This window comes from Bosea sp. BIWAKO-01 (assembly GCF_001748145.1).
Lineage (GTDB): Bacteria > Pseudomonadota > Alphaproteobacteria > Rhizobiales > Beijerinckiaceae > Allobosea.
In genome coordinates this window covers 2,614,134-2,639,182 of the sequence record NZ_BCQA01000001.1, presented here as the reverse complement: position 1 = coordinate 2,639,182, position 25,049 = coordinate 2,614,134, and the positions used below count along the sequence as shown (strand labels likewise).

General features: G+C 65.8%; 26 protein-coding genes. 11 read left to right on the top strand and 15 right to left on the bottom strand.

What is annotated here, in order from left to right; all coding sequences use genetic code 11:
• Positions 1 to 116: 116 nt before the first annotated feature.
• A complete protein-coding gene (locus tag BIWAKO_RS12235) occupies positions 117 to 578 on the top strand; it encodes a Fur family transcriptional regulator (protein WP_176733307.1) in 462 nt (153 codons plus the stop codon).
• Between the two features lie 174 nt (positions 579 to 752).
• Here the strand turns inward: BIWAKO_RS12235 and acs are convergent, their stop codons facing one another.
• The 8 genes from acs to tsaD all read right to left on the bottom strand — a co-directional run bounded on the left by acs (position 753) and on the right by tsaD (position 8,059).
• Complete coding sequence (gene acs / locus BIWAKO_RS12230; protein WP_069878910.1) at positions 753 to 2,699, bottom strand: acetate--CoA ligase; 1,947 nt, start codon at positions 2,697 to 2,699, stop codon at positions 753 to 755.
• A gap of 234 nt (positions 2,700 to 2,933) precedes the next feature.
• Positions 2,934 to 4,097 (bottom strand): DUF418 domain-containing protein, encoded by a 1,164-nt coding sequence (locus BIWAKO_RS12225; protein ID WP_069878909.1) that lies wholly within the window; start codon positions 4,095 to 4,097, stop codon positions 2,934 to 2,936.
• Positions 4,094 to 4,621 carry a TetR/AcrR family transcriptional regulator gene (locus tag BIWAKO_RS12220; RefSeq protein WP_176733306.1) on the bottom strand — a complete coding sequence of 176 codons (528 nt, stop codon included), beginning with the start codon at positions 4,619 to 4,621 and terminating at the stop codon, positions 4,094 to 4,096. The genes BIWAKO_RS12225 and BIWAKO_RS12220 overlap by 4 nt, the downstream gene beginning before the upstream one ends.
• 70 nt (positions 4,622 to 4,691) lie before the next feature.
• Positions 4,692 to 5,099, bottom strand: a complete 408-nt coding sequence (locus tag BIWAKO_RS12215; protein WP_069878907.1) for an EVE domain-containing protein — start codon at positions 5,097 to 5,099, stop codon at positions 4,692 to 4,694.
• Positions 5,099 to 5,428: a hypothetical protein gene (locus BIWAKO_RS12210; RefSeq protein ID WP_069878906.1), complete on the bottom strand. Its 330-nt coding sequence runs from the start codon at positions 5,426 to 5,428 to the stop codon at positions 5,099 to 5,101. The genes BIWAKO_RS12215 and BIWAKO_RS12210 overlap by 1 nt, the downstream gene beginning before the upstream one ends.
• 24 nt (positions 5,429 to 5,452) lie before the next feature.
• Positions 5,453 to 5,995: a L,D-transpeptidase family protein gene (locus tag BIWAKO_RS12205; RefSeq protein WP_069878905.1), complete on the bottom strand. Its 543-nt coding sequence runs from the start codon at positions 5,993 to 5,995 to the stop codon at positions 5,453 to 5,455.
• Between the two features lies 1 nt (position 5,996).
• The gene (locus BIWAKO_RS12200) at positions 5,997 to 6,989 is read right to left on the bottom strand and encodes an NAD(P)H-dependent glycerol-3-phosphate dehydrogenase (protein WP_069878904.1); all 993 of its coding nucleotides are present in this window, start codon (positions 6,987 to 6,989) and stop codon (positions 5,997 to 5,999) included.
• A gap of 26 nt (positions 6,990 to 7,015) precedes the next feature.
• On the bottom strand, positions 7,016 to 8,059 hold the full coding sequence (tsaD, locus tag BIWAKO_RS12195; protein WP_069878903.1) for a tRNA (adenosine(37)-N6)-threonylcarbamoyltransferase complex transferase subunit TsaD: 1,044 nt from the start codon (positions 8,057 to 8,059) through the stop codon (positions 7,016 to 7,018).
• A gap of 174 nt (positions 8,060 to 8,233) precedes the next feature.
• Here tsaD and hemC point away from each other — a divergent pair, with 174 nt between their 5' ends.
• The 5 genes from hemC to rpoH all read left to right on the top strand — a co-directional run bounded on the left by hemC (position 8,234) and on the right by rpoH (position 15,141).
• A complete protein-coding gene (hemC, locus tag BIWAKO_RS12190) occupies positions 8,234 to 9,184 on the top strand; it encodes a hydroxymethylbilane synthase (RefSeq protein ID WP_069878902.1) in 951 nt (316 codons plus the stop codon).
• 43 nt (positions 9,185 to 9,227) lie between these two features.
• The gene (locus BIWAKO_RS36365; protein WP_201788616.1) at positions 9,228 to 11,180 is read left to right on the top strand and encodes a uroporphyrinogen-III synthase; all 1,953 of its coding nucleotides are present in this window, start codon (positions 9,228 to 9,230) and stop codon (positions 11,178 to 11,180) included.
• Between the two features lie 16 nt (positions 11,181 to 11,196).
• Complete coding sequence (locus BIWAKO_RS12180) at positions 11,197 to 12,882, top strand: heme biosynthesis protein HemY (RefSeq protein ID WP_069878900.1); 1,686 nt, start codon at positions 11,197 to 11,199, stop codon at positions 12,880 to 12,882.
• 183 nt (positions 12,883 to 13,065) lie between these two features.
• Positions 13,066 to 14,031, top strand: a complete 966-nt coding sequence (locus BIWAKO_RS12175) for an RluA family pseudouridine synthase (protein ID WP_069878899.1) — start codon at positions 13,066 to 13,068, stop codon at positions 14,029 to 14,031.
• A gap of 213 nt (positions 14,032 to 14,244) precedes the next feature.
• A complete protein-coding gene (gene rpoH / locus BIWAKO_RS12170) occupies positions 14,245 to 15,141 on the top strand; it encodes an RNA polymerase sigma factor RpoH (protein WP_043233872.1) in 897 nt (298 codons plus the stop codon).
• A gap of 60 nt (positions 15,142 to 15,201) precedes the next feature.
• On the opposite strand, the gene BIWAKO_RS12165 is transcribed toward rpoH, so the two are convergent.
• Positions 15,202 to 16,242 (bottom strand): DUF2125 domain-containing protein, encoded by a 1,041-nt coding sequence (locus BIWAKO_RS12165; RefSeq protein ID WP_176733305.1) that lies wholly within the window; start codon positions 16,240 to 16,242, stop codon positions 15,202 to 15,204.
• Positions 16,243 to 16,379: 137 nt separating this feature from the next.
• Here BIWAKO_RS12165 and BIWAKO_RS12160 point away from each other — a divergent pair, with 137 nt between their 5' ends.
• Complete coding sequence (locus tag BIWAKO_RS12160; protein ID WP_069878897.1) at positions 16,380 to 16,943, top strand: gamma-glutamylcyclotransferase; 564 nt, start codon at positions 16,380 to 16,382, stop codon at positions 16,941 to 16,943.
• 3 nt (positions 16,944 to 16,946) lie between these two features.
• On the opposite strand, the gene BIWAKO_RS12155 is transcribed toward BIWAKO_RS12160, so the two are convergent.
• The 5 genes from BIWAKO_RS12155 to ftsE all read right to left on the bottom strand — a co-directional run bounded on the left by BIWAKO_RS12155 (position 16,947) and on the right by ftsE (position 20,732).
• Positions 16,947 to 17,333: a hypothetical protein gene (locus BIWAKO_RS12155; RefSeq protein ID WP_069878896.1), complete on the bottom strand. Its 387-nt coding sequence runs from the start codon at positions 17,331 to 17,333 to the stop codon at positions 16,947 to 16,949.
• Between the two features lie 94 nt (positions 17,334 to 17,427).
• Complete coding sequence (locus BIWAKO_RS12150) at positions 17,428 to 18,183, bottom strand: lysophospholipid acyltransferase family protein (RefSeq protein ID WP_069878895.1); 756 nt, start codon at positions 18,181 to 18,183, stop codon at positions 17,428 to 17,430.
• 31 nt (positions 18,184 to 18,214) lie between these two features.
• Entirely contained in the window at positions 18,215 to 18,961 is a 747-nt protein-coding gene (locus tag BIWAKO_RS12145) for a YdcF family protein (RefSeq protein ID WP_069878894.1), read from the bottom strand.
• A 135-nt stretch (positions 18,962 to 19,096) separates the two neighbouring features.
• Complete coding sequence (locus BIWAKO_RS12140; protein WP_069882403.1) at positions 19,097 to 20,056, bottom strand: cell division protein FtsX; 960 nt, start codon at positions 20,054 to 20,056, stop codon at positions 19,097 to 19,099.
• Positions 20,043 to 20,732, bottom strand: a complete 690-nt coding sequence (gene ftsE / locus BIWAKO_RS12135; protein ID WP_043234053.1) for a cell division ATP-binding protein FtsE — start codon at positions 20,730 to 20,732, stop codon at positions 20,043 to 20,045. The genes BIWAKO_RS12140 and ftsE overlap by 14 nt, the downstream gene beginning before the upstream one ends.
• Before the next feature lie 249 nt (positions 20,733 to 20,981).
• Between ftsE and BIWAKO_RS12130 the strand changes: the two genes are divergently transcribed.
• The 4 genes from BIWAKO_RS12130 to BIWAKO_RS12115 all read left to right on the top strand — a co-directional run bounded on the left by BIWAKO_RS12130 (position 20,982) and on the right by BIWAKO_RS12115 (position 24,422).
• Positions 20,982 to 21,779 carry a zinc-ribbon domain-containing protein gene (locus BIWAKO_RS12130; protein WP_069878893.1) on the top strand — a complete coding sequence of 266 codons (798 nt, stop codon included), beginning with the start codon at positions 20,982 to 20,984 and terminating at the stop codon, positions 21,777 to 21,779.
• Positions 21,780 to 21,932: 153 nt separating this feature from the next.
• The gene (gene hpt / locus BIWAKO_RS12125; protein ID WP_069882402.1) at positions 21,933 to 22,493 is read left to right on the top strand and encodes a hypoxanthine phosphoribosyltransferase; all 561 of its coding nucleotides are present in this window, start codon (positions 21,933 to 21,935) and stop codon (positions 22,491 to 22,493) included.
• 3 nt (positions 22,494 to 22,496) lie between these two features.
• A complete protein-coding gene (locus BIWAKO_RS12120; RefSeq protein ID WP_069878892.1) occupies positions 22,497 to 22,871 on the top strand; it encodes a response regulator in 375 nt (124 codons plus the stop codon).
• A gap of 183 nt (positions 22,872 to 23,054) precedes the next feature.
• The gene (locus BIWAKO_RS12115; RefSeq protein WP_069878891.1) at positions 23,055 to 24,422 is read left to right on the top strand and encodes an Nramp family divalent metal transporter; all 1,368 of its coding nucleotides are present in this window, start codon (positions 23,055 to 23,057) and stop codon (positions 24,420 to 24,422) included.
• 13 nt (positions 24,423 to 24,435) lie between these two features.
• On the opposite strand, the gene BIWAKO_RS12110 is transcribed toward BIWAKO_RS12115, so the two are convergent.
• The gene (locus BIWAKO_RS12110) at positions 24,436 to 24,945 is read right to left on the bottom strand and encodes a TspO/MBR family protein (protein WP_069878890.1); all 510 of its coding nucleotides are present in this window, start codon (positions 24,943 to 24,945) and stop codon (positions 24,436 to 24,438) included.
• Between the last annotated feature and the right edge of the window lie 104 nt (positions 24,946 to 25,049).

The window sequence follows — 25,049 nt, the reverse complement described above, 5'->3', positions numbered from 1 at the left end:
ACAGGCTCGATCCATTTACGCTAATGCAAATCACTTGCATCTGTCAACGCAATTGCGAACGATTTGCGATAAGCCTCGATTTTTGCGAATGCGTCTCAACATGCTATCCCGATGGCATGAAGGGAATCGACAAACGGGTAGCCCTCTTCGAGGAGGAGCTCAGGCGGGCAGGGCTGCGGATGACGCAGCAGCGCCGGCTGATTCTGCGCGTGCTGGCCGAGGCCGACGACCATCCCGACGCCAAGGGCATCTTCACGCGCGCCTTCGCGCACGACCCGACGCTGTCGCTGTCGACGGTCTATCGGACGATGAAGCTGCTCGAGACTCAAGGCGCGATCGAACGTCACGCGTTCGAGGACGGCGTCTCGCGTTACGAGCACGCAGACCAGCATCACCATGATCATCTGATCGATGTCGAGACCGGTCAGGTCGTCGAGTTCTCGTCGCCCGAGATCGAGGCACTACAGGCCAAGATCGCTGCCGAACTCGGCTATGAGATCGTCCGCCACAGGCTCGAATTGTACGGACGGAAGATGCCGGGCACCAGCAAGCGCAAGAGTGCAGGGAAGACTGACTGAGCCGCCATGGTCGGACAGAATCCCGACCATCACCGTCTCCCCGCAAAGGCATCCTCAGACATCATGCGCGCCACAAGGCCGGGCACGATGTCGGAGCGATCAGATCATCTGACCTTGTGTTTGCATCGGTGCGAAAACCGCTATCCGCATTTCGCACCGATGCTTTGGCCGGCCTCAGCCCGCCTTGCGCTTGTTCTGACGGTTAGAAATCAGATCGTCGACCACGGCGGGATCGGCCAGCGTCGACGTATCGCCTAGCGCGCCGAATTCGTCCTCGGCGATCTTGCGCAGGATGCGGCGCATGATCTTGCCGGACCGCGTCTTCGGCAGGCCGGGCGCGAACTGGATCAGATCGGGTGAGGCGATCGGGCCGATCTCCTTGCGCACATGGGCGACCAATTCCTTGCGCAGCGCCTCGCTCGACGCCTCTCCCTGCATCAGGGTGACATAGGCGTAGATGCCCTGCCCCTTGATGTCATGGGGATAGCCGACCACCGCGGCTTCCGAGACCTTCGGATGCGCCACCAATGCCGACTCGACCTCCGCCGTGCCCATGCGGTGGCCGGACACGTTGATCACGTCGTCGACGCGGCCGGTGATCCAGTAATAGCCGTCTGCGTCGCGCCGACAGCCGTCACCGGTAAAGTACTTGTTCGGATAGGTGGCGAAATAGGTTTCCTCGAAACGCTTGTGATCGCCGTAGACCGTGCGCATCTGGCCGGGCCAGCTCTCGGCAATCACCAGATTGCCTTCGGTCGCCCCCTCCAGAACCTTGCCTTCGGCATCGACGATCTCCGGCTTGACGCCAAAGAAGGGCCGCGTCGCCGAGCCGGGCTTGAGCTTGGTCGCACCAGGCAGCGGCGTGATCAGGATTCCGCCCGTCTCGGTCTGCCACCAGGTGTCGACGATCGGGCAGCGATCATCCCCGACGACGCGGTGATACCACTCCCAGGCCTCCGGATTGATCGGCTCGCCGACCGAGCCGAGCAGGCGCAGCGACTTGCGCTTGGTCTTCTTCACCGGCTCCTCGCCGGCGCCCATCAGCGAGCGGATGGCAGTCGGCGCGGTGTAGAAGATGTTGACCTTGTGCTTGTCGACGACCTCCCAGAAGCGCGAGATCGTCGGATAGGTCGGGATGCCCTCGAACATCAGCGTCGTCGCGCCATTCGCCAGCGGGCCGTACACGATATAGCTGTGCCCGGTGACCCAGCCGACATCGGCCGTGCACCAGTAGATGTCGCCGTCATGGTAATCGAAGACGTATTGATGCGTCATCGAGGCATAGACGAGATAGCCGGCGGTCGTGTGCAGGACGCCCTTGGGCTTACCCGTCGACCCCGAGGTGTAGAGGATGAAGAGCGGGTCTTCCGCCTTCATCTCGACCGGCGGGCAATGCCCGGAGACCTTCGCCGCCTCCTCGTGATACCAGACGTCGCGGCCCTCCTGCATCGCGACATCGCCGCCGGTCCGCTTGACCACGATCACGGTCTTGACCGGGGCCTTTTCGGCCGCCGCATCGACATTGACCTTGAGCGGCACCTTGCGCCCGCCGCGCAGGCCTTCATCGGCCGTGATCACCACGTCCGAGGTCGCATCGGCGATGCGCCCTGCCAGCGAATCCGGAGAGAAGCCGCCGAAGACGATCGAGTGCACCGCACCGAGCCGCGCGCAGGCGAGCATCGCATAGGTCGCCTCGGGGATCATCGGCATGTAGATCGTGACGCGGTCGCCCTTCTTGACGCCCTGCGCCTTCAGCACATTCGCGAACTTGCAGACCTCGGTATAGAGCTGGCCGTAGCTGATCTTCTTGGATTCCGACGGATCGTCGCCTTCCCAGATGATGGCCGTCTGCTTGGCGCGTGTCGCCAGATGCCGGTCGACGCAGTTGTACGAGACGTTGGTGGTGCCGTCTTCATACCATTTGATCGAGATCTTGCCCGGCTTGTAGCTGACGTTCCGCACCTTGCTGAACGGCTTGAACCAGTCGATCCGCTTGCCGTGCTCGGCCCAGAACTTGTCGGGGTCCTTGATCGAAGCCGCGTACATCTTCTTGTATTTGGCGTCGTTCAGGTAGGCCTTTTTGGCCCAGGCGGCCGGCACGTCATAGATCTTGTCGGACATAGAAGACTTCTCCCCGGACTTGGACCGCAATCAGCCCATCTTCGTCGCGGCTCCTGGCATGAGTGCCGGATTCGTCGGCAAATAACGACCGCTTCTTTCGAATTGCGCGCATCATAAAGCGCGAAAGAGCCGCGGCAAGCCACGCGCCCTCGCACTTTGGTTTCAAAGACTTTTGGCGAGGGTCGTATAGGTCCGCGATGCGCGGGATTGCCGGTTATCGGGCGATATTGGCCGTCATTGCCGCAAGCGACGCGGCCCTGCCATGCGCTCGACGAACCACTCGAACGGCCCCTTGCTGAATGTCCGCGACCATAGCGACGCCAGCGCCAGCAGAGACGCATAGATGACGGCCGCCGCAGCCATGCAGGCCGCGGGCCCGAGGCGCCCGTAAAGGCCAAGGCCGTAGCCGAGAAAGATCAGCACGCAGACGATCGACTCAGACATGTAGAGCGAAAGGGACAGCCGGCCATCCGCCTGAAAGATACGGCCAATGCGCATGCCGAGCGGCCGGTTGAAGAAGCTCAGGCCGGCGCCGATCATCACGAGGCTCATCAGCGGCGGGAAGACGCCGCGCAGGATGAGCTCGGCTGCGGCAAAGGCCGGTTTCGACGGGCCGGGAGGCGCCATCGCCACCGCGGCGTAGGCGAAATTGCCGACGAGGGCGGGCAGCCAGAGAAAGCGCGCCAACGCCGCGCCCGGTGTAGCGAGGCTGCTCAGCGAGGCGGTGCCGAGATGGCGGAATGCGGCCATCCCGAGGAAGAACATGCCTGCGACATGCGGCAAGGTGATCAAGGGCGCCAGCCCATAGAAGATCGCCCATTCGGTCAGCCGATAGCGCGCGATCGCCAGGAAATCGCCGGATCGATGCACCGCAACGACGGCTGCGTCCGCACCGGTGGCCGGACCGGGCTCGATGATGCCGATGATTGCAAGCAGGGCATGGGTCAGGATCGCCAGCAGCCACATCAGGGCAGCCGCCTTGAGCAGGCGCCGCAGCGACCAGCGGGCCGCGAGCGGCAGGATCATTCCGAGAAGCGCGTAGGCGAGCAGGATGTCTCCTGCGAAGAGCAGCAGCCCATGGGCGATGCCGAGCAAGCCGAGTGCGAGCAGGCGACGCCGATAGCGCCCCTCGCCGTTGGTTGCGATCTGCCGTGCCGCGCCGTAGCCGAACAGAAACGAGAAGATCAGAACGAACTTCGCCTCGAACAGGGCCTGGATCAGGAACACTGCGAGCCGATCCAGGGCGCCGGGAAAGGCAGTGCGCCACCAATCGCCACCGAAACCGAAGGGCATGGCGAAGAAGGGCAGGTTGACGACGAGGATGCCGAACAGGGCGATGCCCCTGATCGCATCGATGGCCGGGTCACGCCCCGGCACCGCGCCTGGCGCAGACGTCATGGCGCGGCCTCGGTCAGCTTCAGGAGCGCCGCGCGCGCAGCCGCCGCATCGGCGGGGTCGAGCTTGGTGACGAAGGCGCCGTCGACGGCAAGGCGGATGGCGATCGCCAGTCCGCGCGGCAGACCATCCGAACAGGCTGCTTCGAGCCAGCGACGATCGGCGCTGAGCAGGGGCGCCAGCGCCGGCGACTCCGGAGGCAATCCGGCCAGCAGGATCCCGAGCAGCCGGTCGACATCGCCACCGTCAGTGAAGGCAATGCGGATATAGGCGCGCAGCCAGCGGCCCGGTCCATCTGGTTCGGCAGCGCTCTCGAGCGCTTCGGCGATCGCAAGATCGACAAGGCTGACGATGCCCTCGACCAAAGCGATCAGAAGGCGCTCCTTGTCGGGGAAATGGTAGAGGATACCGCCCTTGCTCACGCCGGTTTCGGTCGCGAGCCGGTCGAAGGTCAGGGCGTCGATGCCCGCGCCGACGACGATCGCGCCCGCTGCCTCGAGCAATGCGGCCTTCTTGCTGCCACGCAAATCCAACCTCCATAACTATACCGTCTGGACGGTATAGTTATGGCATCAATCCCGCGACCGCAAGAGGCGCTCAGAGCCCGCCCATCTTGCAGACCAGTGCCCATTCATCATCGGTCACCGGTTGCACCGACAGGCGGAAGGACGTGACCAGCGCCATCTTGGCGAGTTCCGGCGTGGCCTTCACCTGAGCAAGGGTCACAGGCTTCGGCAGCGGCTTCACCGCCTTGAAGTCGACATAGACCCAGGGCTCGCCCGGATTGGCGATATAATGCTCCTTGATGACCTCGACGATGCCGACGACCTCGAGCCCCTCGTTCGAATGGTAGAAGAAGACCTGATCGCCCAGCTTCATCGCCATCAAATTGAGCTTGGCCGTATGATTCTTCACGCCATCCCAATGCGTGCCCTTGGCACCCGCCTTGACCTGGTCGTCCCAGGACCAGACGGATGGTTCGGATTTGACCAGCCAGTGAGCCATCAGACGTCATCCTCTTTCGTCGGAGCAGGCGGACGCAGCGCGGCCTCGCCCTGTTCGTTCCAGAAACGCACCATCTCGCGCGTCAGCGCAGCGTAGTCCTGCGGGCCGAGTTCGACCCTGACCTCGCCTTCCCCGAAGGGCAGAATCAGCACGAAGCGGTGGGTGTCGTCACCGCGCCGCCGTCGATGCTGGATCACTGGTCCGGCGGGCACACGCCCGGCCAGCGCCACCGGCATGCTCTCGGCAACCAGCTCCGAGCCGGTGGTCTTCCTCACTTCAGCGACGCCGCGCGCCACCCGCTTGCTCAGATCCGACCAGTCGCCTGCCATTTCTGCCTCTGCCACGTCACTGCGTTACGGCCGGATCTCGACCCGAGTCCCTTGCGCAACGCGCGCCCAGATCCCGCGAATCTCGGCATTGGTGACCGCAATGCAGCCATCCGTCCAGTCGCGGCTGAGGTGCAGCCGGCCCAGCCAGCCAAGTCCGTTGCGAATGCCGTGGATCATGATGTCGCCGCCGGGGGCGACACCAGCGCGCTTGGCGTCCTCGCGATCCAGACGATCAGGATAGGAGATGCGAAGCGCGAGGTGATAGCGGCTGCGCGGGTGCTTGAAATCGATGTCGTAGACGCCCTCCGGGGTCCGGCCGTCGCCCTCTTTCGCCTTATCGCCGACCGGATCCGAACCCAGCGCCACCGAATAGCGTGCCAGCACGCGACCGTCCCGTTCCAAGGTCAGCTGGCGTGCAGCCTTCTCGATGAGGACGCGGGTTGCCTGTTCATGGGGAGCCGCGAGCTCAGGAACCGTTCGGGTGACCTGCAGGAACTCCACCCCCAAGACAAACACGAGACCTGCGCTCAACAGCATGACCGCGCGTCGCAGGGGCCTTCGGGCCAACTCAGTTCTCCGCCCGGACCGGTCGCGCCAGCAATCCCGTGACCGCTTCGCGGACGCCGATGCGTTCGGCGATAATGGCCGCAACGGCCTCGGCGATGGGCGTCTCGATGCCGCGTGCCTGCGCCATCTCTGCCAGGACCGACGTCGTGAAGGCGCCCTCGGCCAGTTTGCCTCCAGCGGCTTCGGCCGGTGTCTTGCCCTGGCCGAGCGCCAACCCATAGGCGAAATTGCGTGACTGCGCCGAAGCGCAGGAGAGCACGACATCGCCCAGTCCCGAAAGCCCCATCAACGTTTCCGGCTGCGCACCAAAAGCCTCGCCGAAGCGCCTGAGTTCGGCAAAGCCGCGCGCCACCAGCGCGGCACGGGCGCTCTCGCCATAGCCAAGCCCGATTGTGATCCCCGCTGCGATAGCCAGGACGTTCTTCGCCGCTCCGCCGATCTCGACGCCACGGATGTCGACGCCGTGATAGATGCGAAAGGACGCGGAACTCAGCGCCTCAGCCAGATCCTGCGCCAGATCGGCCTCGCGCGCTGCCAGTGTCAGCGCCGTCGGCAACCCGCGCGCGATATCGGCGGCGAAGCTCGGACCGGACAGGATAGCCGGCACCGCACCGGGCCAAAGCTCGGCGATGATTTGCGTCGTGAACAAGCCGCTCTTCTGCTCGATGCCCTTGGCCGCCGAGATCGTCGGGACGCCATCCGGCAAGGCCTGCGCGAGCGCGGTGCAGACCTGTCGCAGCGCCTGGGTCGGAACAGCGAGGATCAGCGCCTGTGCATCGGCAAGCGCGGCAAGGTCGGTAACCGGCGATACGGCGGCGGGCAGTGTCGCGCCGGGCAGGCGCGGTACCTCACGGCGTTCGCGCATGGCCGCGATCGCGTCGGGATCGCGCGCCCAGAGCAGCACGTTTCGCCCGGCGCGTGCCGCGGCCAGAGCCAGTGCGGCACCGAAGGAGCCGCCGCCAACGACTCCGATCGTCTGGAAGGCCTTGCTCATCTTAGCGCGCTCACGTCGCTCACGGATCACGCTTTGGCCTTGAGTTCGTCCAGCGGCCAGCGTGGCCGGGCAACCGCGCTCATGTCGTCGACCAGCCCGAGCCTCAGCCTCTCAAGCCCGGCCCATGCGATCATCGCGCCATTATCGCCGCAAAGCGCGACCGGTGGCGCGACCATCGGCAGCCCGGCCTCGGTCGCAAACCGGGTCAGTCCGCGCCGGATCGGTTGGTTGGCGGCAACGCCACCGGCGACCACCAAGGCCGTGGGCATGATCCCGGCACCGCGGCAAGCGCGCAGACCAGCCCGCGTGCGGTCGACCAGCACGTCGACGACTGCGGCCTGGAAGGAGGCGCAGAGATCGGCGACATCGCGGTCCGAAAGCGGCGCAATCCGTTCGGCCACCAGCCTGACCGCAGTCTTGAGACCGGAAAGCGAAAAATCGGGATTGGGGCGCCCGGCCATGGGCCGCGGAAACTCGAAGCGTTCGGGATCGCCCTTCTCGGCTTCCCGCTCGACCGAGGGGCCGCCCGGATAGGCCAGGCCGAGCATCTTTGCGATCTTGTCGAAAGCCTCGCCGACAGCGTCGTCGATGGTGCCTCCGAGGCGCAGATAGTCGCCGACGCCGCGCACCGCCAGGAGCTGCGTATGGCCGCCCGAGACCAGCAGCAGCAGATAGGGAAAGGCAACGTCGTCGGTCAGCCGCGCCGTCAGCGCATGCGCTTCGAGATGATTCACCGCAATGAAGGGGCGGCCGGTCACCAGCGCGATCGCCTTTGCCGTGGTCAGCCCGACCATGACGCCGCCGACCAGCCCCGGCCCGGCCGCAGCGGCGACAGCGTCGATCTCCGAGGGCTTGAGTCCTGCATTCGCGAAGGCGCGAGCAACGATTCGATCGATGGCCTCGACATGCGCACGCGCCGCGATCTCCGGCACCACGCCACCATAAGCCGCATGTGCGGCGATCTGACTCAGGATCTCGTTGGACAGGATTTTGGCTTCGCCGGCGCGATCAACGCCAACGATTGCAGCCGCGGTCTCGTCACAAGTCGTCTCTATCCCCAGAACGCGCATGATCGATCGACAAATCTCGGACAGGTTTCGGCCGGAACAGGCCACAAGGAGAGGCGGGCGAAGCTCCGACGGTTTCGCGCCGGGGATTCCCTCGTATAGTGCGCCACGGAGCATAAGGCCAAGAGGCCGTGGAGTTCGCCGGCCAGCGGCCGGCATCAGGAAGACGCAAACAGAATGAACGAGATCCCAGCTTCGGTTCGCGGGCGCCAGGTCGGCCGCTTTGTCATCGGCACGCGCGGCAGCCCCCTGGCCTTGGCGCAGGCCAATGAGTTCGCGCGCCGCCTCGCCGAGGCTCACGGCTGGGCACAGGAAGAACTGCCGCTCGAAATCATCGTCACGACGGGGGACTCCATTCGCGATCGCCCGCTCTCGGGGGCCGGCGGAAAGGGTCTGTTCACCAAGGAGATCGACCAGGCTCAGATCGAGAGCCGGATCGACTACGCTGTCCACTCCGCCAAGGATCTTCCCACCAAATTGCCCGACGGCCTCACCATCGCTGGCTATCTCCCCCGCGAGGATGTGCGCGATGCGTTGATCGCACGTGGCATTTCCCGCGTTGCGGACCTGCCGCAGGGCGCGGTCGTCGGTTCGGCCTCGCTGCGCCGCCAGGCCATGCTAAGGCGCATCCGGCCCGATCTCGAGATCGTCCTGCTGCGCGGCAATGTCGCAAGGCGGCTGGAGAAGGTGGCGAGTGGCGAGATCGATGCCACCTTGCTCGCCATCGCCGGACTGAAACGGCTTGGGCTGGCCGACAAGGCGAGCGGCATCCTTTCCATCGAGGAATCGCTTCCGGCCGTCGGCCAGGGTGCAATCGCGGTTGCGGTTCGCGTCGGCGACACCGCAAGCGCGGAGGCCGTGCAGCCAATCCTTTGCCGCGACACCGGCATCGCACTCGCCGCCGAACGCGCCTTCCTGACCGAGCTCGATGGTTCCTGCCGGACACCGATCGCTGGTCATGCCACCGTCGAGGGCGACCGCTTCCATTTGCGCGGGCTGCTGCTCTCGCCCGACGGCACAGCGGTGGCCGAAGATAGCTGCAGCGGTCCCGTCGGCGAGGCCGCGGAACGTGGCGCCGAACTCGGACGCGCCTTGCGCGCCAGGGCTCCGGCGGGGATCTACTCATGAGGCCGGGCGTTCCATGAACGCCAACGACGCGACAGGAGGGCGCATGCGCGTATTCGTGTTCAGACCGCAGGCGGATGCCGAACGCAGCGCCCGCGCGCTCACCGCCCATGGCCATGAGCCGATCGTGGCGCCGCTCTTCGACGTGGTCCGCCTCTCCGAGCCGGTGCCCAAGGGCACGTTCGCGGCGTTGATCCTGACCAGTGGCAATGCCGTACCGGCACTCGCCGACGCGCCAGCCGCCTGGCGGGACCTGCCGGTTTTCACCGTCGGGGCGCGGACGGCCGCGAAGATGCGCGACGCCGGTTTCGAGGATGCCCGCAGTGCCGATGGCGACCGCAACGACCTGATCGCTCTGATCCAGCGCAACATCGCCACGCCAGCACGCCTGCTTCTGGTCGCTGGCCGGGACCGGCATGACGATATCGCGGAGCGCCTGGGCAAGGCCGGCTACGAGATTGCGAACTGGACGGCCTATGCGGCAGAAGCCAAGCCCAGCCTGCCTGAAGTGGCCGCAGCCAACCTGCGGGACGGGCGCGCCGAAGCCGCGCTTCACTATTCACCACGCGGCGCCCAGACCTTCCTCGCCCTGACACGCGCCTCCGCTCTCAGTCAACAGGCGCTGGAACTGACGCATGTCACGCTTTCGGCGGAGGTTGCGGCCCCCTTGATCGCAGCAGGCGCCAGCACGGTCCTGGTCGCCGAATACCCGGAAGAAGCGGCCCTGCTGGCCGCACTGGATCAAGTGACCGCTCGCAATCGTCGCGCTGGGGATGTTAGACAGGCCGTGACCGCGCCGGCCGGCGTCGAGACGGACAAGGATGCGATGAGCGAGCCGCAGACAGCCACGCCGCGCGGACGCCACCGGCGAACTCCCCCGACCATCGACGGCAAGGTCGAGGAGGCGGTGACCGCGGCATCGGAAACCGCTTCATCAGAGACTGACCAGGCTCCCCCCGCAGCCCCGCCAACCAGTGAATTCGCACCCGGGAGCACATCTCCGGCGCCCGAGCCCGTTGGCTTGGCTCCATCCGAGCCAGCGCCGCCCACTTCGGGTGAGCCATCTCCCCCTCCGCGGCTGCCATGGGCTGCTCTGGCCGCGACCGGCCTGATCGGCGGCATCCTTGGGGCGGGTCTCATGACACTGGTTGGTTCCCGCGCGACGCCCGATACCAGCGAACAGCAGATCGCCGAGCTGAAGGGGCGCATCGAGACCCTGCAGCGCACGACGACCAATCTGCAAAGTGCTGTCACAAGCCTGCCGCAGCGCGCAGCGCTGGAGGCGCTCGATCGCCGGGTGAGTGCGACATCGGAAGCCGCCGCCAATGCCGCCGCGGAGGCAAAGACCGTCGCGGCACGGCTGGCGGAACTCGCAAACGCTCCTGCCCCAGCCACGGCCGAGAACAGCTCGGCCATCGCCGGGCTGACGCAACGCCTCGGCACCGTCGAGACGCTGGCCAAGTCCGCGGCCTCGCCGAGCCCGCAGGCGTTTGCCGCCGCGCGCATCGTGCTCGCCGAACGCATCCAGGGCGCGCTTTCCGCGGGCCGGCCCTTCACGGCCGATATCGCGGCTCTCGGCAAGGGGGGCGGCTCGGCCGAACAACTGGCCGCCCTTTCCGCCGTCGCCACGACCGGCGCACCGACGCAGGATGCGCTGCTGGCGCAATTCCGGGTTCATCGCGCCATGTTCGATCGTGAAATGACGCCAGCCGCCAAGGATTGGCAGGATCGCCTGCTTGGGCTCGCCAGCAAGGTCGTCACCATTCGCCCGGTCGGAGATACCGGCGCAAACGACCCTGCAACGTTGGTGATCCGCCTGGAGAATGCGCTTGCGCATAGCGAATTCGGCAAGGCCGCCGGCCTCTGGGCTCAATTGCCCGAGCCGGCGCGGCGGGACACTGCCGAGTTCGGCACCAGTTTACAGAAGCGGGCTGCCGCTGACGCCGCGATCGGCAGGGTTGCACAGGATGCGGTTGCCGCGCTCGGCGCGGGTGGCTGACGGAGGATAGCGTTCAATGGTTCGCGTGCTGCTCTATCTCTTTGTCATTGCCTGCCTCGCGGTTGGTGCCGTCTGGCTGGCCGACCGCCCCGGCGAGGTCTCGGTCCTCTGGCAGGGCTACCGCATCGAGACGAGCGTCGCGATCGCGGCGATCGGCGTCATCATTCTGGCCTTCCTTGCCATGCTCGGATGGGCCGCGGTGCGCTTCATTCTCGGCCTGCCCTCGGCCTTCAGTTTCGCCTCGCGAGCACGGCGTCGGGCCCGCGGCTTCGAGGCCGTCTCCCGCGGCATGGTCGCGATCGGTGCGGGTGATCCGGTGGCAGCCGGCCGCTACGCCGTCGACGCCCGCAAGTTTTCCGGCAACGAGCCGCTGACCCTGCTGCTGGAAGCACAGACGGCCCAGCTCTCGGGCGACCGGGGCCGCGCGGAAGCCGCTTTCAAGGCCATGCTCGACAAGCCGGAAACACGCGTGCTCGGCCTGCGCGGTCTCTTCGTCGAGGCCCGCCGCCGTGGCGACATGACGGCTGCGCGCGCCTTCGCGGACGACGCCGTGCGGCGCTCCCCCTCGCTCGCCTGGGCCAATGACGCGCTGCTCGATTTCCACACCAGCGCCGGAGACTGGCAAGCAGCGCGCACAGCCGTCGAACGCCGCGCCGCCCTGCGCCTCGCCGAAAAGGCGGATGCCAAGCGCCAGCGCGCCGTGCTGCTGGCGGCGGAGGCCCTCGACGCGAAGGGCAGCGAACCGGAGAAGGCCTTGGCCGCCGCCCTGGAAGCGACAAAACTCGCCCCGGGCCTCACTCCGGCAGCTGCCCTTGCAGGGCGTATGCTCGCCGAGCGCGGCGATATCCGAAAGGCCGCCAAGCTGCTCGAAGCCGCCTGGCGCGAGGTGCCGCATCCCGACATCGCCGCCGCTTATCTCGACGTGCGCCCCGGCGACAGCGCGCAGGACCGGCTCGCACGGGCCGAAACGCTCGTAAGGTTCCGTCCGGCCGACCCGGAAGGCGTGCTGGCTCTGGCCGGCGCGGCGATCCATGCCCGTGATTTCGCCAAGGCCCGCCAGGCGCTGAAGCCGCTGCTGGCCGGCGGCGCGTCCGTCCGCGTCTGCCTGCTCATGGCCGAACTCGAAGAGGCCGAACATGGTTCGGCCGGCCGGGTTCGCGAATGGCTCTCGCGCGCCACACGCGCGCCGCGTGACGCGGCCTGGGTCGCGGACGGACTGGTGTCTGACCATTGGCTGCCCGTCTCGCCAATCTCCGGGCGCCTCGATGCCTTCGTCTGGACGGTTCCTCCGGCGACGCTCGGCAGCCAGGCACCGGCAATCGACGATGTGCTGGCCGATCTCGACGATTCCGCGCCGCTGCTGGAAGGGCGTGCCGAGACGATGGCAACCGTCGAGACCGCCGAACCAGTGATCGAGCAGGCAACGCTCGTCGCACCTGAGCCTGCGAAAACCGAGCCGGCGAAGCCTGCGGGGGACGAGAAGCCTGCGACCGAGCCTGTCGCCAAGGTTGAACCGGCCGTCGCGGCCAAGCTCCCAACTCCGGTCATCGAGGCGGCAGCGGCTCCTGCAACCTCAGCCTCGGTCCGCGATCATCGGCCGTCCCCGGTGATCTTCCCGGTATCGCACGCCCCGGACGATCCGGGCCCGGAGGACGTTCAACCCGCCGCGGCCGCCAAGGCAAAATTCCGCCTCTTCGGCTAATCGGCGAGCGCACCGGCCGGAGCGCACGCCGCGTCAGCACGGGCGAGCGCGCGAAAAGGGGTGCGGGTCTCCCTCCCGCCCCTTATAGCGGTCTGCATGAACACCGAACCAACTGCCCCACTATCGACCTCCCCGGACAACGCAGAGGGCGTCAGCCTGCATGTCGCTCCGGAGCAGGCAGGAATGCGCCTCGACAAGGCGCTCGCCATGCTTGCCGGCGAAATCTCACGCGCCCGCCTGCAGCAGGTCATCCGGGAGGGGGGTGTGAGCCTCAACGGCGCGGTCGCAGGCGATCCGAGCCGAAAGGTCGCCGCCGGCGACGTCCTGACCCTGGTCATGCCTGCGGCCAGGCCACCCGCGCCCGTGGGCCAATCGATTCCGCTCGAGGTCGTCTATGAGGACGATGCCCTGATCGTGATCAACAAGCCGGCCGGCCTCGTCGTCCATCCCGCGGGGGGACATGAGGACGGCACGTTGGTCAATGCGTTGATCGCTCATTGCGGAGACAGCCTCTCCGGCATTGGCGGCGTCAGACGGCCCGGCATCGTGCATCGGCTCGACAAGGATACCAGCGGGCTTCTTGTCGTGGCCAAGACCGACAAGGCCCATCAGGGACTTGCCAAGCAGTTTGCCGACCATGGCCGCACCGGGCCGCTGGAGCGCGCCTATCTCGCGCTGGTCTGGGGTACGCCGCGCCGGCCGCATGGCACGATCGAGGCCGCACTCGAACGTTCGCACCGCAACCGCGAGAAGATGGCGGTCGTTGCCGAAGGCCGCGGCCGCGAGGCAATCACCCACTTCACCGTCCTGGAGCGCTATCCGCCGCTGCTTCGTGGACAGGAGGAGACCGAAGCCCTGGCCAGCCTGATCGAGTGCAGGCTGGAAACCGGCCGCACGCATCAGATCCGCGTCCATATGAGCCATCTCGGCCATCCCTTGCTGGGCGACCAGCTCTACGGCTCAGGCTACATGACCAAGGCAAGCCGCCTTCCCGACCGCGCACGCGATGCGCTGGCCGCCCTCGGCCGGCAGGCACTCCATGCCACGGTACTCGGCTTTGCCCATCCTGTGACGGAAGAGGACATGTATTTCGAAGCGCCTCCGCCCGTCGATTTTGCAAATATGCAAGCGGAACTCGCGGCCCTGTGAGCTAATCTGGCCACTTCGCCCACTTTCCGCCAAGCTCCATTGGCATATAATGGGGCTTGGATGCGGATGGCTTAAGGGGCGCCGCATGGGGCCGGGTCCGACGAACCGTCACAGGGTTCGCGCGTTGGTTCAGGCACATCATCCAAAACCTGCGCGAGGGTCGTTCGCGCGGTTGGCTTGCCGCGAAGCGGGAGCCAGGAAAGGAGAACGAGCATGGCGATTGCATCGCTGCCCGTCATGTCCGCGGAGGGCGGACTTTCACGTTATCTCGAAGAAATTCGCAAGTTCCCGATGCTGGAGCCGAGCGAGGAATACATGCTCGCCAAGAGCTGGCGCGAGCATGGCGACCGCGATGCGGCGCATAAGCTCGTCACCTCGCATCTGCGGCTGGTGGCCAAGATCGCCATGGGCTATCGCGGCTACGGCCTGCCGATCGGCGAAGTCGTGTCCGAAGGCAATGTCGGCCTGATGCAGGCGGTCAAGCGCTTCGAGCCCGACAAGGGCTTCCGTCTTGCAACCTATGCCATGTGGTGGATCAAGGCCTCGATCCAGGAATACATCCTGCGCTCCTGGTCGCTGGTGAAGATGGGCACCACCGCCAACCAGAAGAAGCTGTTCTTCAACCTGCGCAAGGCGAAGAGCAAGATTTCGGCGCTTGGCGAGGGAGATCTCAAGCCGGATCAGGTCAAGACGATCGCGACCAAGCTCGGCGTCAACGAGCAGGACGTCATCGACATGAACCGCCGTCTCGGCGGCGATGCGTCGCTGAACACGCCGTTGCGCGAGGATGGCGAGGGCGAATGGCAGGACTGGCTCGTTGACGACAGCGAAAGCCAGGAACGTCGCCTGGCCGATTCCGAGGAAAGCGACAACCGCCACCAGGCGCTGCGCGAAGCACTGACCGTACTCAATCCGCGCGAACGCCGGATCTTCGAGGCTCGGCGCCTGGCCGATGACCCGATCACGCTCGAGCAACTCTCCGAGGAATTCGGGGTTTCGCGCGAACGCGTCCGGCAGATCGAAGTTCGCGCCTTTGAAAAGGTGCAGGAGGCGGTCAAGAAGGCCCTGACCAGGATCGAAGCACCGCGCGCCGCCCTGCCGGCGAACTGAGACCTGAATCCTTCGGCAGCACGATACAAAAAGGGGGGCGGTGACGCCCCCCTTTTCTGTTCAGTAGAGCGGCGCCAAGGGCTGCAGGGGCAGCCGGAACGGCCCGAGATAGACCCGGCCCTCGCGCAGGACGACCGGCGGCAGAGGCGTCAACCCGGGTGTGCCGCCGCTCGGCTTGCCTCCGAGCAGCCCGCCAAGACCGGCGGCAAGACCACCGACCTTCATGCCGCCAATCCGGTCGATGCCCGCGACACCGGCATCGATCTGACCGGACATGCGATGCGTCTGGTCGAGCAGCAGACGCCCGCTCGCCTCGAGCCGGGCAGCCCCCTTTATCATCAGCAGTCGCGTCAGTTCGATCTGCCCCCCGGTGGTGCGCCAGGTTTCGAGAGCATCGGGGTTGAACCCGGCCTTGAACGCCAGCGATTGCGTCAGGCTCGCCTGCATCTCGACATCACCAGGTTCAGTGGTTCCGAGCAGCGCATCGAGCGCGGGCAGCACCGAGCCTTTCGCTGTCAGCGCAAGATCCGCCACCTGCTCGGTCGCAAACCGCGCCGGGTTCCGGCGCAGATGCACGTCCAGCTGATTGGCGCGCCAGGTTTCATTGCTCGCGCCGGGCGTGGTCAAGGTCGCATTCGGCTCGACCAGCACCATGGAGAAACGCTCGGGCTCACGCTCCTTCAACGCCAGGCTGGCCTCGAACTGACTCCAGCCGAGATCAAGTTTGCGGCCTTCAGGCAGGGCAGCCTGCAGCGGCCCCTTCACCTCCAGGATGACGAGGCCGGGCGTATAGATCTGCCCGACCGCCACACTGGGGCCAGTCTCGACCTTGACCGTATCGCCCCAGCGCGACGAGGTCAGCGTCAACCCCGCGCAGCGGACCTCGATCCGAAAGGGAAAGCCTGCGACGGAACGATCGCTGCAGGTCCAGGTCCGCCCCATCTGGGCCTCGCGGGCAACAACGCGATCAAGCCCCTCGACCACCCGCCCTTTGACGACGAACCAGAAGCCGGACCAGGCCAAGGCCAGCAGCACGAGCAGGGCGAAGGGCGCATAAAGCCAGAAGCGGCCTCGGCGGCGCTCGGAAGGGATGTCGGTCATGCAGCAGCGATCCATTGCGCGAAAGCGGCCGGATTGTTAGCTCCCGGTCGCAGGAAGCGCCAGACCCGCCATTCTCTCGGCCGATTCGAACGCTTCCTTCGTCAAGCAGCTTCTGACGGCGAAACTGTGGGATAACGATGACAGCGAATGCAGCTTCTGACGATCTCTGGGTCTTCGGCTACGGTTCGTTGATCTGGCGCCCCGGCTTCACCTTCGAGGAAAGCGTAGCGGCCCGGCTCAACGGCTATCACCGCTCGCTCTGCGTCTTCTCGCATGTCCATCGCGGCACCCCCGAACGGCCGGGGCTCGTGCTTGGGCTCGATCGTGGCGGCATTTGCCGAGGGCTCGCCTTCAGGGTGGCGCCCGCCCATGCCGTCGAGACCATCGCCTATCTGCGCGAGCGCGAGCAGGCGACCTCCGTCTATCTCGAACGCCATCTGCCCGTCAGGCTCGAGGATGGCCGCCGTATCCGGGCGCTGGTCTATGTGGCCGACCGCAAACACCTGCAATATGCCGGCCGCCTGCCGGCCGAGGAATTGCTCAAACTGGTGCGCCAGGGCCGCGGAAGCTCCGGAGAGAACCCCGACTATGTCCTGCGGACGCATGATCACCTGCGCAAGATGGGCATCTTCGACCCGGTCCTGAGCCATCTCGCCCATGTGCTGGCGCCAGGTCTGCCCGAGCCGCGCCCGTCGCTCTGAGCCTCACACCTGCGGCATCAGGTCGAGCAATGCAGCCCGACGACTCAAGCCGTCCTCCGCGAGCAGATGGATATGGATCTCGCTCGCCCCGGCAAGCACGACCGACCGGCGCCAGCGCGTCAGCGCAGCCTCAATCCCGAAGGGACCGCTCTCGCGCGCCGCGATGATCTGCCGGTCCTCGGATACCGCGAGCAGCACGGCATCGCTGAAGCCGAGCGCGTGATCGTCGGTGACCGAAAAGACCGAGGCGACATAGCGCCGCCCTGATCGGCCACGCCAGGCCGTGAAGCGCCGTTCGCCCAATCCCGCGGCGCTGCGCAGCGGCATTTCGCGCGCGTCTGCACCGGGTTTGGCGCTCCATTCGTCCAGCTTAAGGGCGAGAACAGCCATTTGTTCCTCCTTTGTTCCGAACAAAAAGAGAACAGATTTGACCGCCTGTCAAGCATGACCCACCTTGCGGGCCGAATGCGTCGCCGGGGCTCGTCTAAGCGAGGGGGTCCTGCCCGATCCTGGCGAGTTCGCCGCGCCCCGTCGCAAGTAGCCTGTCGCTCGCAGTCTCGATGCGATCCTGCAGCTGTGCCTGGAAGGCTTCCTTCGACATGCCGGGCAGGATAGGCGGCAGGATCTCGACGCGAATCGTTCCGGGCCGGCGCAAGAATTTGCGGCGCGGCCAGTAGAGCCCCGAATTGAGCGCGACCGGCACACAGGGCACGCCGAGCTCGGCATAGAGATGCGCGACTCCGAACTTGTAAGCCGGCGGCGCCCCTGCCGGACGGCGCGTTCCTTCCGGGAAGATCAGGAGCTGGCGGCCGTTCTGGCCGAGCTCGACCTTGGCGCGGCGGGTCACATGCGAAAGCGCCCGTGCCCGCGCGCCACGATTGACCGGGATCATGCGCATCTTCCACAGGCACCAGCCGAAGAACGGGATCCAGGTCAATTCGCGTTTCAAGATGAAGACCGGGTCCTGGAAGATGGTGACGAGCGCGAACGTCTCCCAGAACGACTGGTGTTTCGCGGCCACCATCATGCCGCCCTGCGGAATATTCTCGAGACCGGTAATCTCGTAGCGGGTTCCAGCCGTGACCCGCATGAGCCACAACGCACTGCGCGCCCAGGACAGGGCGACCCACAGCATGTAGCGCCGCGGCAGGACAAGCGCGGGCAACGCCGCGAAGATCAGCCACAGGATCAGGTTCAGATAGAACAGGACGTTGAAAAGGAGCGAGCGCAGGACGAGCATGGCGCGCAAAGAGCGCGCCGGCTCGCCGACGTCAAGCGCCGCGCTCTTCCGCCCCCAGGCGCGTGCGCTTTTCGTTCTCGGGGCCGAGCACGCTGGCAGGCTTGGATGAGACCGGCTTTCGCCCGCCGATGATCACCGACAGGCGCGACGTTTCCGGATCGTCCTCCAGCATGCTGCGCAGCCGCGCCACCAGGTATTTCACATATTCCGGGACGAGCACCTTGGCGACGCGCCATTCGTTCCACCAGCTCGATGCATCGATATGCTCGGTCACCACCGGATGCGGCACGACGCGAACGCCTGGCATGGCATGGCTGAACTCGGCCAGCGCCCGCGGCATATGATAATTGGAGGTCACCAGCAGCAGCGACTTGAAGTCGTGACGGCGGACCCAGCGACGTGCCTCGATGGCATTGCCGATGGTGTTGCGGGCGCGATAGTCGAGATCGACGCAGCAGCCGAGCAGCTCGCGCGCGGAGGGGTTGAGCTTTGCAAGTTCCTCGCGGCCGGTGCGCTCGTTGACACCGCTGATCAGCAGGCGAGACCCACGCTCGGCCCCGAGCAGGCCGATGGCATCGCCGACGCGCTGGGCCCCTCCGGTCACGACGACGATCGCATCCGTACGCGGCGCGACCGTCGGCTCGCGCTGTTCGATCCTGGCAATGAAACCGGCATAACCGCAGGCGAGCGCGATCGCGAGCAGGGCAGCAACGGCCAGGGTCAGGCGCCATGCCCAGACTCCTGCGGAGCTCCTCCTGCTCGTCGCGGTCGGCGACATTGCGTTGCCCCCACCCCTCACCGGCAGCTGTCCGTGTCTGATTCCCATCATCACCATGTCTTGCCAGGCTAAACCGGCAATCGGGCATAAGGGCGACGTGAAAAGTCGTCCTCCGCCCCAGAGATTAAGACTTCACTACCCCAGCACCCGCAAATAATGGCGCACGGTAAACCGCGAAACGAGACCGGATATCGCCGCCACCACCATCGCCACCAGAAGCACAGCGGCATAACCCGACCAGCCGATCTCGAAAGCACCGAACATGGCCTGAATCTGCTCTGACCCCGGCGACGAGCTCCAGCTGGAAGCGAGCCAACCCAGAATGGCGATGGCCACGATTGCAGCAAGCCCTCCAGCCGCCCCCCCCTTGAGCCCGAGCCTGACGAACCGCGCCTGGAATTCCCGCGCGATGAAGTCATCATCAGCTCCGACAAGATGCAAGACCTCGACGCTGTCGCGGCTGCCGGCCATCGCTCCGCGAGTCGCAAAGGCCACGGCCAGCGCCGCGGCGGTCAGGACCAGCAGCACGACGACGACACCGGCAAGGATGATGGTGTTGGCCATGGTCGAGAGGCGGCGCAGCCAGAGGCGGTGATCGTCCAGGCTCGCTGTCGGGATGTCGCGCCGCAGCGTTTCCTTGAAAGCCGCGATTTCTGCCGAATTGCCGCTGCGCAGCTTCAACACGATCAGCCTCGGCACCGGCAGTTCGACGAGATCGAGCCCCGCGCCCAGCCAGGGCTCGAGCAGCTTGTCCGATTCCGCCTTCGGTACGGCGCGCACCTCGTCGACGCCGGCCACGGCACGTGCCATTTCGACCGCGCGCGCGACGTCGCTCTCGATGTTGCGACGCGTGTCCGGCCGGATCTGGATCGTCATCTCATTGGCGACGGCACCGCGCCACTGCTCCGAGGCGTGCGCGGCAAGTAGCGCCGCGCCGGCACTGAGGGCCGCGAGAAAGGTCAGGATCGCGATCACCGCGACCAGCGCCCGGCCGGCAGCCGAATCAACCGGGACCAGCGGCTGGTCCCGTCGGAGATTGAGCGGGAGCGCGCGTTCACGCGGTTCCCCATCCTGCTCGAAGTCAGCTGTCGACATGAAGATGCCCGTCGGCAATGACGAGGCGCGGAGCATCATAGAGCTCCATCAGCGCGAGATCGTGCGTTGCGATCACGACGGCGGTCCCGAGCGACTGCAATTCCATGAACAGACGCAGCAATCGTCGGCCGAGCGCCGGGTCGACATTCCCGGTGGGCTCGTCCGCCAGCAACAGCTCGGGCCGCCCGATCAAGGCGCGCGCGATCGCGGCGCGCTGCTTCTCGCCGCCCGAGAGAATGGTGGGTACGGCATGCATGCGCTCGCCGAGACCGACCCAGCGCAGCAGCTCGACGACCTCCGCGCGGTAGCTCGTCTCTTCCTTGCCGAGCACGCGCAGCGGCAGCGCGACGTTCTCGTAGACCGTGAGGTGATCGAGCAGGCGAAAATCCTGGAACACCACCCCCATGCGGCGGCGGAAGGCCGTGAGCGTCGTCGCATCCAGTCGCGACACATCCTGACCGAACAGGTTCACCAGCCCGCGCGTCGGCTTCAGAGCCATCAGCACGAGCCGGATCAGGGTCGTCTTGCCGGCGCCGGACGGGCCGGTCAGATACTGGAACGAGCGCGGCGCGATGCTGAAGTTGATGTCCTTCAACACCTCGGGGCCCATGCCGTAACGCAGACCGACATTCTCGAACCGAACCAAGCCCTCGTCCCTTCGGAGCAAGCCCGGCAGTCGCGGGCATCCCTTGCGAATCTCGACCGCGATCCTACACCGCAAGCCGGTGCCGGCGGAAAGCCGACCGATCTTCAAACCATGCAGTACAGGTTCTTCACGAGGCGTTAACCATAAATCCCTCCAATGGGGCGAGACCTCCACGAGCCGCACGCGAGAGCTTGAATCGCGCTGCGCCCGGGAAGAAATCTGCAGCGGCACCTGAGCCGCGCGTACCGGTGCCATTGCGAAAGAGTCATTCGCCCAGCCATGCTGATCGTCTGCCCGTCCTGCTCCAGCCAATATGAACTCGATGCGGCCAAACTTGGCCCGTCCGGGCGCAAGGTGCGTTGCGCCAAATGCGAGACGCGCTGGCATGTCGAGGCGGAGCCCCAGCCGGTCACATTTCCCGATGCGCCGAGCAGCGAGGAAACGACCGCGCTGCTCGACGAAGAGCTGCGCCGCGCAACCGAGATCGAGGAACAGGTGTCCGCACTCACAGCCGAGCGCGCAGCCCTGGCCGAAGGCGATGAGCCAAGCCGCCCTGGAGCAAGGCCGCGCGGTCGCCGTCCTGCGCGCACAGGTCGAAAGCCCGCCCCCGTACCGCTGGGCACCCGAATGCGAGCCATGGCTGCGCCGGCGCTCGCGATTGGCGGTCTCGCCGTGCTCGGGCTCCTTGTCTGGCAACGGGACGTGGCGGTCCGCGGCGCTCCCCAGCTCGCTGTCGTCTTCGAGAAGATCGGCCTGCCGGTGAACGTGCGTGGCCTCAGCCTGACGGGCATCGAGAGCGGGGTCGTGCAAGACGCACAAGGCCGCTTCCTGGTGGTCGAGGGCGATGTCACCAACATCACCAAGGCCGTCGCCAAAGTGCCGCAGATCGAGGTCGCCGTGCGCGATTCGGCCGGCCAGACCCTCTATACCTGGGCAACGGAGCCGCCGCGCCCGACCCTGGAACCCTCCGAGCTCATCCGCTTCCGAGCCCGGCTCGCGGCCCCCCCGGAGGCCGGGCAATCCGTGTTGGTGCGCTTTACCACCGCCAAATCGGCCGGGATCGCCAGCGCACACTGATCAGGCAACGGTCGAGGTTGCCCGCGCCTTCACCTCGCCGCACTATCCCGCTGCAAGCGATCGTATAAACCTGTGATTGGAACCAGACTGCGCAGCTTGCTGCGCCAAACGGGCGGCCGGCAGCCGGCGAGACCCGAAAGGACACTGACGACGATGACTCAGCCCCTACGCATCCGGGTGCTCTACGAAGAGGCCGCGATCGCCAAGCGGAACGAGGAAATGGCACGCGAGATCGCTGCCGCCTACCCGCCCGACCTGCTGGTCGTCGCAGTGCTCAAAGGCAGTTTCATGTTCGTCGCCGACCTCATCCGGGCGATGCATCGCGCCGGCATGACGCCGCAGGTCGAATTCGTCCATCTCTCGAGCTATCGCGCTGCGACCATTTCCTCCGGGCAGGTCGAAATCCTGCGCGACGTGCAGAGCGACGTTCGTGGCCGTCAGGTGCTGCTGGTCGACGACATCCTCGAATCCGGCCGAACGCTCGCCTTCGCCAAGGACCTGCTGGCCGCCCGTGGCGCATCGCGCGTCTCCACAGCAGTGCTTCTGGAAAAGCCGGCCAAGCGCGCCGTCAACATCCAGGCCGATTATGTCGGCTTCGACTGTCCCGACTACTTCGTTGTCGGGTACGGCATGGATGTCGCACATTCCTATCGGCAGCTGCCCTATGTCGGCGTCATCGAGACTGCCGATCAGGCCGGCCTTCCGGGTATCTGAACGATGTCACGTATTCTGGTCGTCGACGATGAGGAAAGCCTGCGCGCCCTGGTGGCGCGCGGTCTCACGCTTGACGGACATGTCTGCATGATGGCGGGCGACGGCGCCGAAGCGTTGGAGATTCTCATGGCCGAAAGGGGGCGTTTCGACCTCCTGCTCACCGATATCCGCATGCCGCTGATGGACGGGATCGCGCTCGCGCTCGCCGCCAAGCAGGAGTTTCCGGACCTGCCCATCATGCTGATGACCGGCTATGCCGAGCAGCGTGAGCGCGCCAAGAGCCTGGAAGCGATCGTCTCGGAAGTGATGACGAAACCGTTCACCATCGCTGAATTGCGCGCCACCGTCATGCGCGTGATCGAACGCTCGATCGGCTGAACATCGCGGTTATACCGGCATCACGCTCTCCGGACGATTCGTCAGGCCGGCGAATGCCGACCTTTGGCGACAGCTGCAGACTTTCGTCGCGGCATTTATTGCAACCGAGTTGCAGCTGCATTGACGGGTTTTGCTCGACCTGTCATCCTGCTCTTGCAAATGAATTGCAGGTCGAGGTCGAGCATGACGATCGATGTCGTGAGCACGTCGAAGAATGTCGCGGGCGCGTCGCGCCCCGCCGGATGGCAACGGCCGCGCGGAGATCCCTCGCTACTGGACGTCTTTCGATCGATCCCGGTTTCGGCGAAGGCCACTCCCTGGCGCAAGTTCCTGACATTCCTCGGGCCGGGTTATCTGGTGGCCGTCGGCTACATGGACCCTGGCAACTGGGCGACCTCGCTCGCGGGCGGCGCGCAATTCGGATACGCGCTGCTGGTTGTCGCACTTGTCTCCAACATCATGGCGATCATCCTGCAGTCGCTTTGCGCCCGGCTGGCGATCGCGACAGGCAGGGACCTTGCGCAGGCCTGCCGTGATGCCTATCCGCGCTGGGTCTCCTGGCCGCTCTGGATCTTTGCGGAACTGGCGATCTGCGCGACCGACCTCGCCGAGGTCATCGGCACGGCAATCGGCCTCAATCTGCTCTTCGGAATTCCCCTCGAAATCGGCGTACTGATCACCGCGCTCGATGTCTTCGTCATCCTCTGGCTGCAGACCAAGGGTTTTCGCTGGATCGAAGCCTTCATCATCACGCTGCTGGGCGTCATCGCCGTCTGTTTCGCAGTCCAGATCGCGCTCGCAGACCCGGATTGGGGGCAGGTCATTCGCGGCTTTGCGCCGACGACCGACATCGTCACCAATCCCAATATGCTCTACCTCGCGCTCGGCATCATCGGCGCGACGGTGATGCCGCATAACCTCTATCTGCATTCCGGCATCGTGCAGACCCGCGCCTATGGCGGCAGCCTGCCGGAGAAGCGCGATGCGCTGAAATACGCGACGCTGGATTCGACCGTCGCCTTGATGTTCGCACTGACCATCAACGCAGCGATCCTGATCCTCGCCGCCGCGACCTTCTACAAGACAGGTCAGAACACCGTCTCCGAACTCGGGCGCGCGCATGAACTGCTCGCCCCGCTGCTCGGCGCCTCGATCGCCCCATCGCTTTTCGCCATCGCGCTGCTCTGCTGCGGCCTGAACTCGACGGTGACCGCCACCATGGCGGGACAGATCGTCATGGAAGGCTTCATCGACATCAAGCTGCCGGCATGGCTGCGCCGCCTGGTCACGCGCCTGGTCGCCATCATCCCCGCCATCGTCGTGACGATCGTCTATGGCGAGGCGCAGACCGGCAAGCTGCTCATCCTCTCGCAGGTGATCCTGAGCTTTCAGCTGCCCTTCGCCATCGTGCCACTCGTCATGTTCACCGCGTCGCGCAAGAAGATGGGCGAACTGGTCTCGCCGCGCTGGCTGACGGCGAGCGCGTTCGTCATCGCAGCGATCATCATCGCCCTGAACATCAAGCTGATCTTCGACGTCGCCTTCGGCTGAACCGAGCGGAAACCTACCGATTCAGCCACCAGATCGAAACCGTCAGCACGGTCGCGAAGGACACCCAGGCGGCATAGGGCCAGAACAGGCTCGCCGCGAGACGATCGAGCGGCCGGAAGCGCTTGATCGTGACCAGGATCATCGCCAGCAGCGGCAGGATCACCAGGATCCCGGCGAGCGGGCTCTGCATTCCGAAGAATGCGAATGACCACAGCACGTTCAGCAGAAGCTGGACATGATAGACGATCAGCGCCCCGGTCTTGCCGGGCGTCTCTGCCGGCAGTCGGAGGATGCGGTAGGCACTCAACGCCATGATCGCAAACAGCGCCGTCCAGACCGGCGCGAACAGCCAGTTCGGCGGGTTGAATGGCGGCTTGGCAAGCGTCGCATACCAGCCTGGGATTTGCGGAACGGTTGCCGCGCTGCCCAGCAGCGAGGCGGCGACCACCGGGACGATCGCAATCAGAAAATCGACCCAGATCGGCCTCGGCGAATGTCCGGCCTTGCTCGACACAGTGCTCATGCCCCCAGCATGGGGTGCGTCTGCGGTATCGGCAAGCCGAGACCCTTGCGCCACCTCCCATGCCTGCGCCAGATGGACATTCCCGTTCCTCATGGAACCTTTCC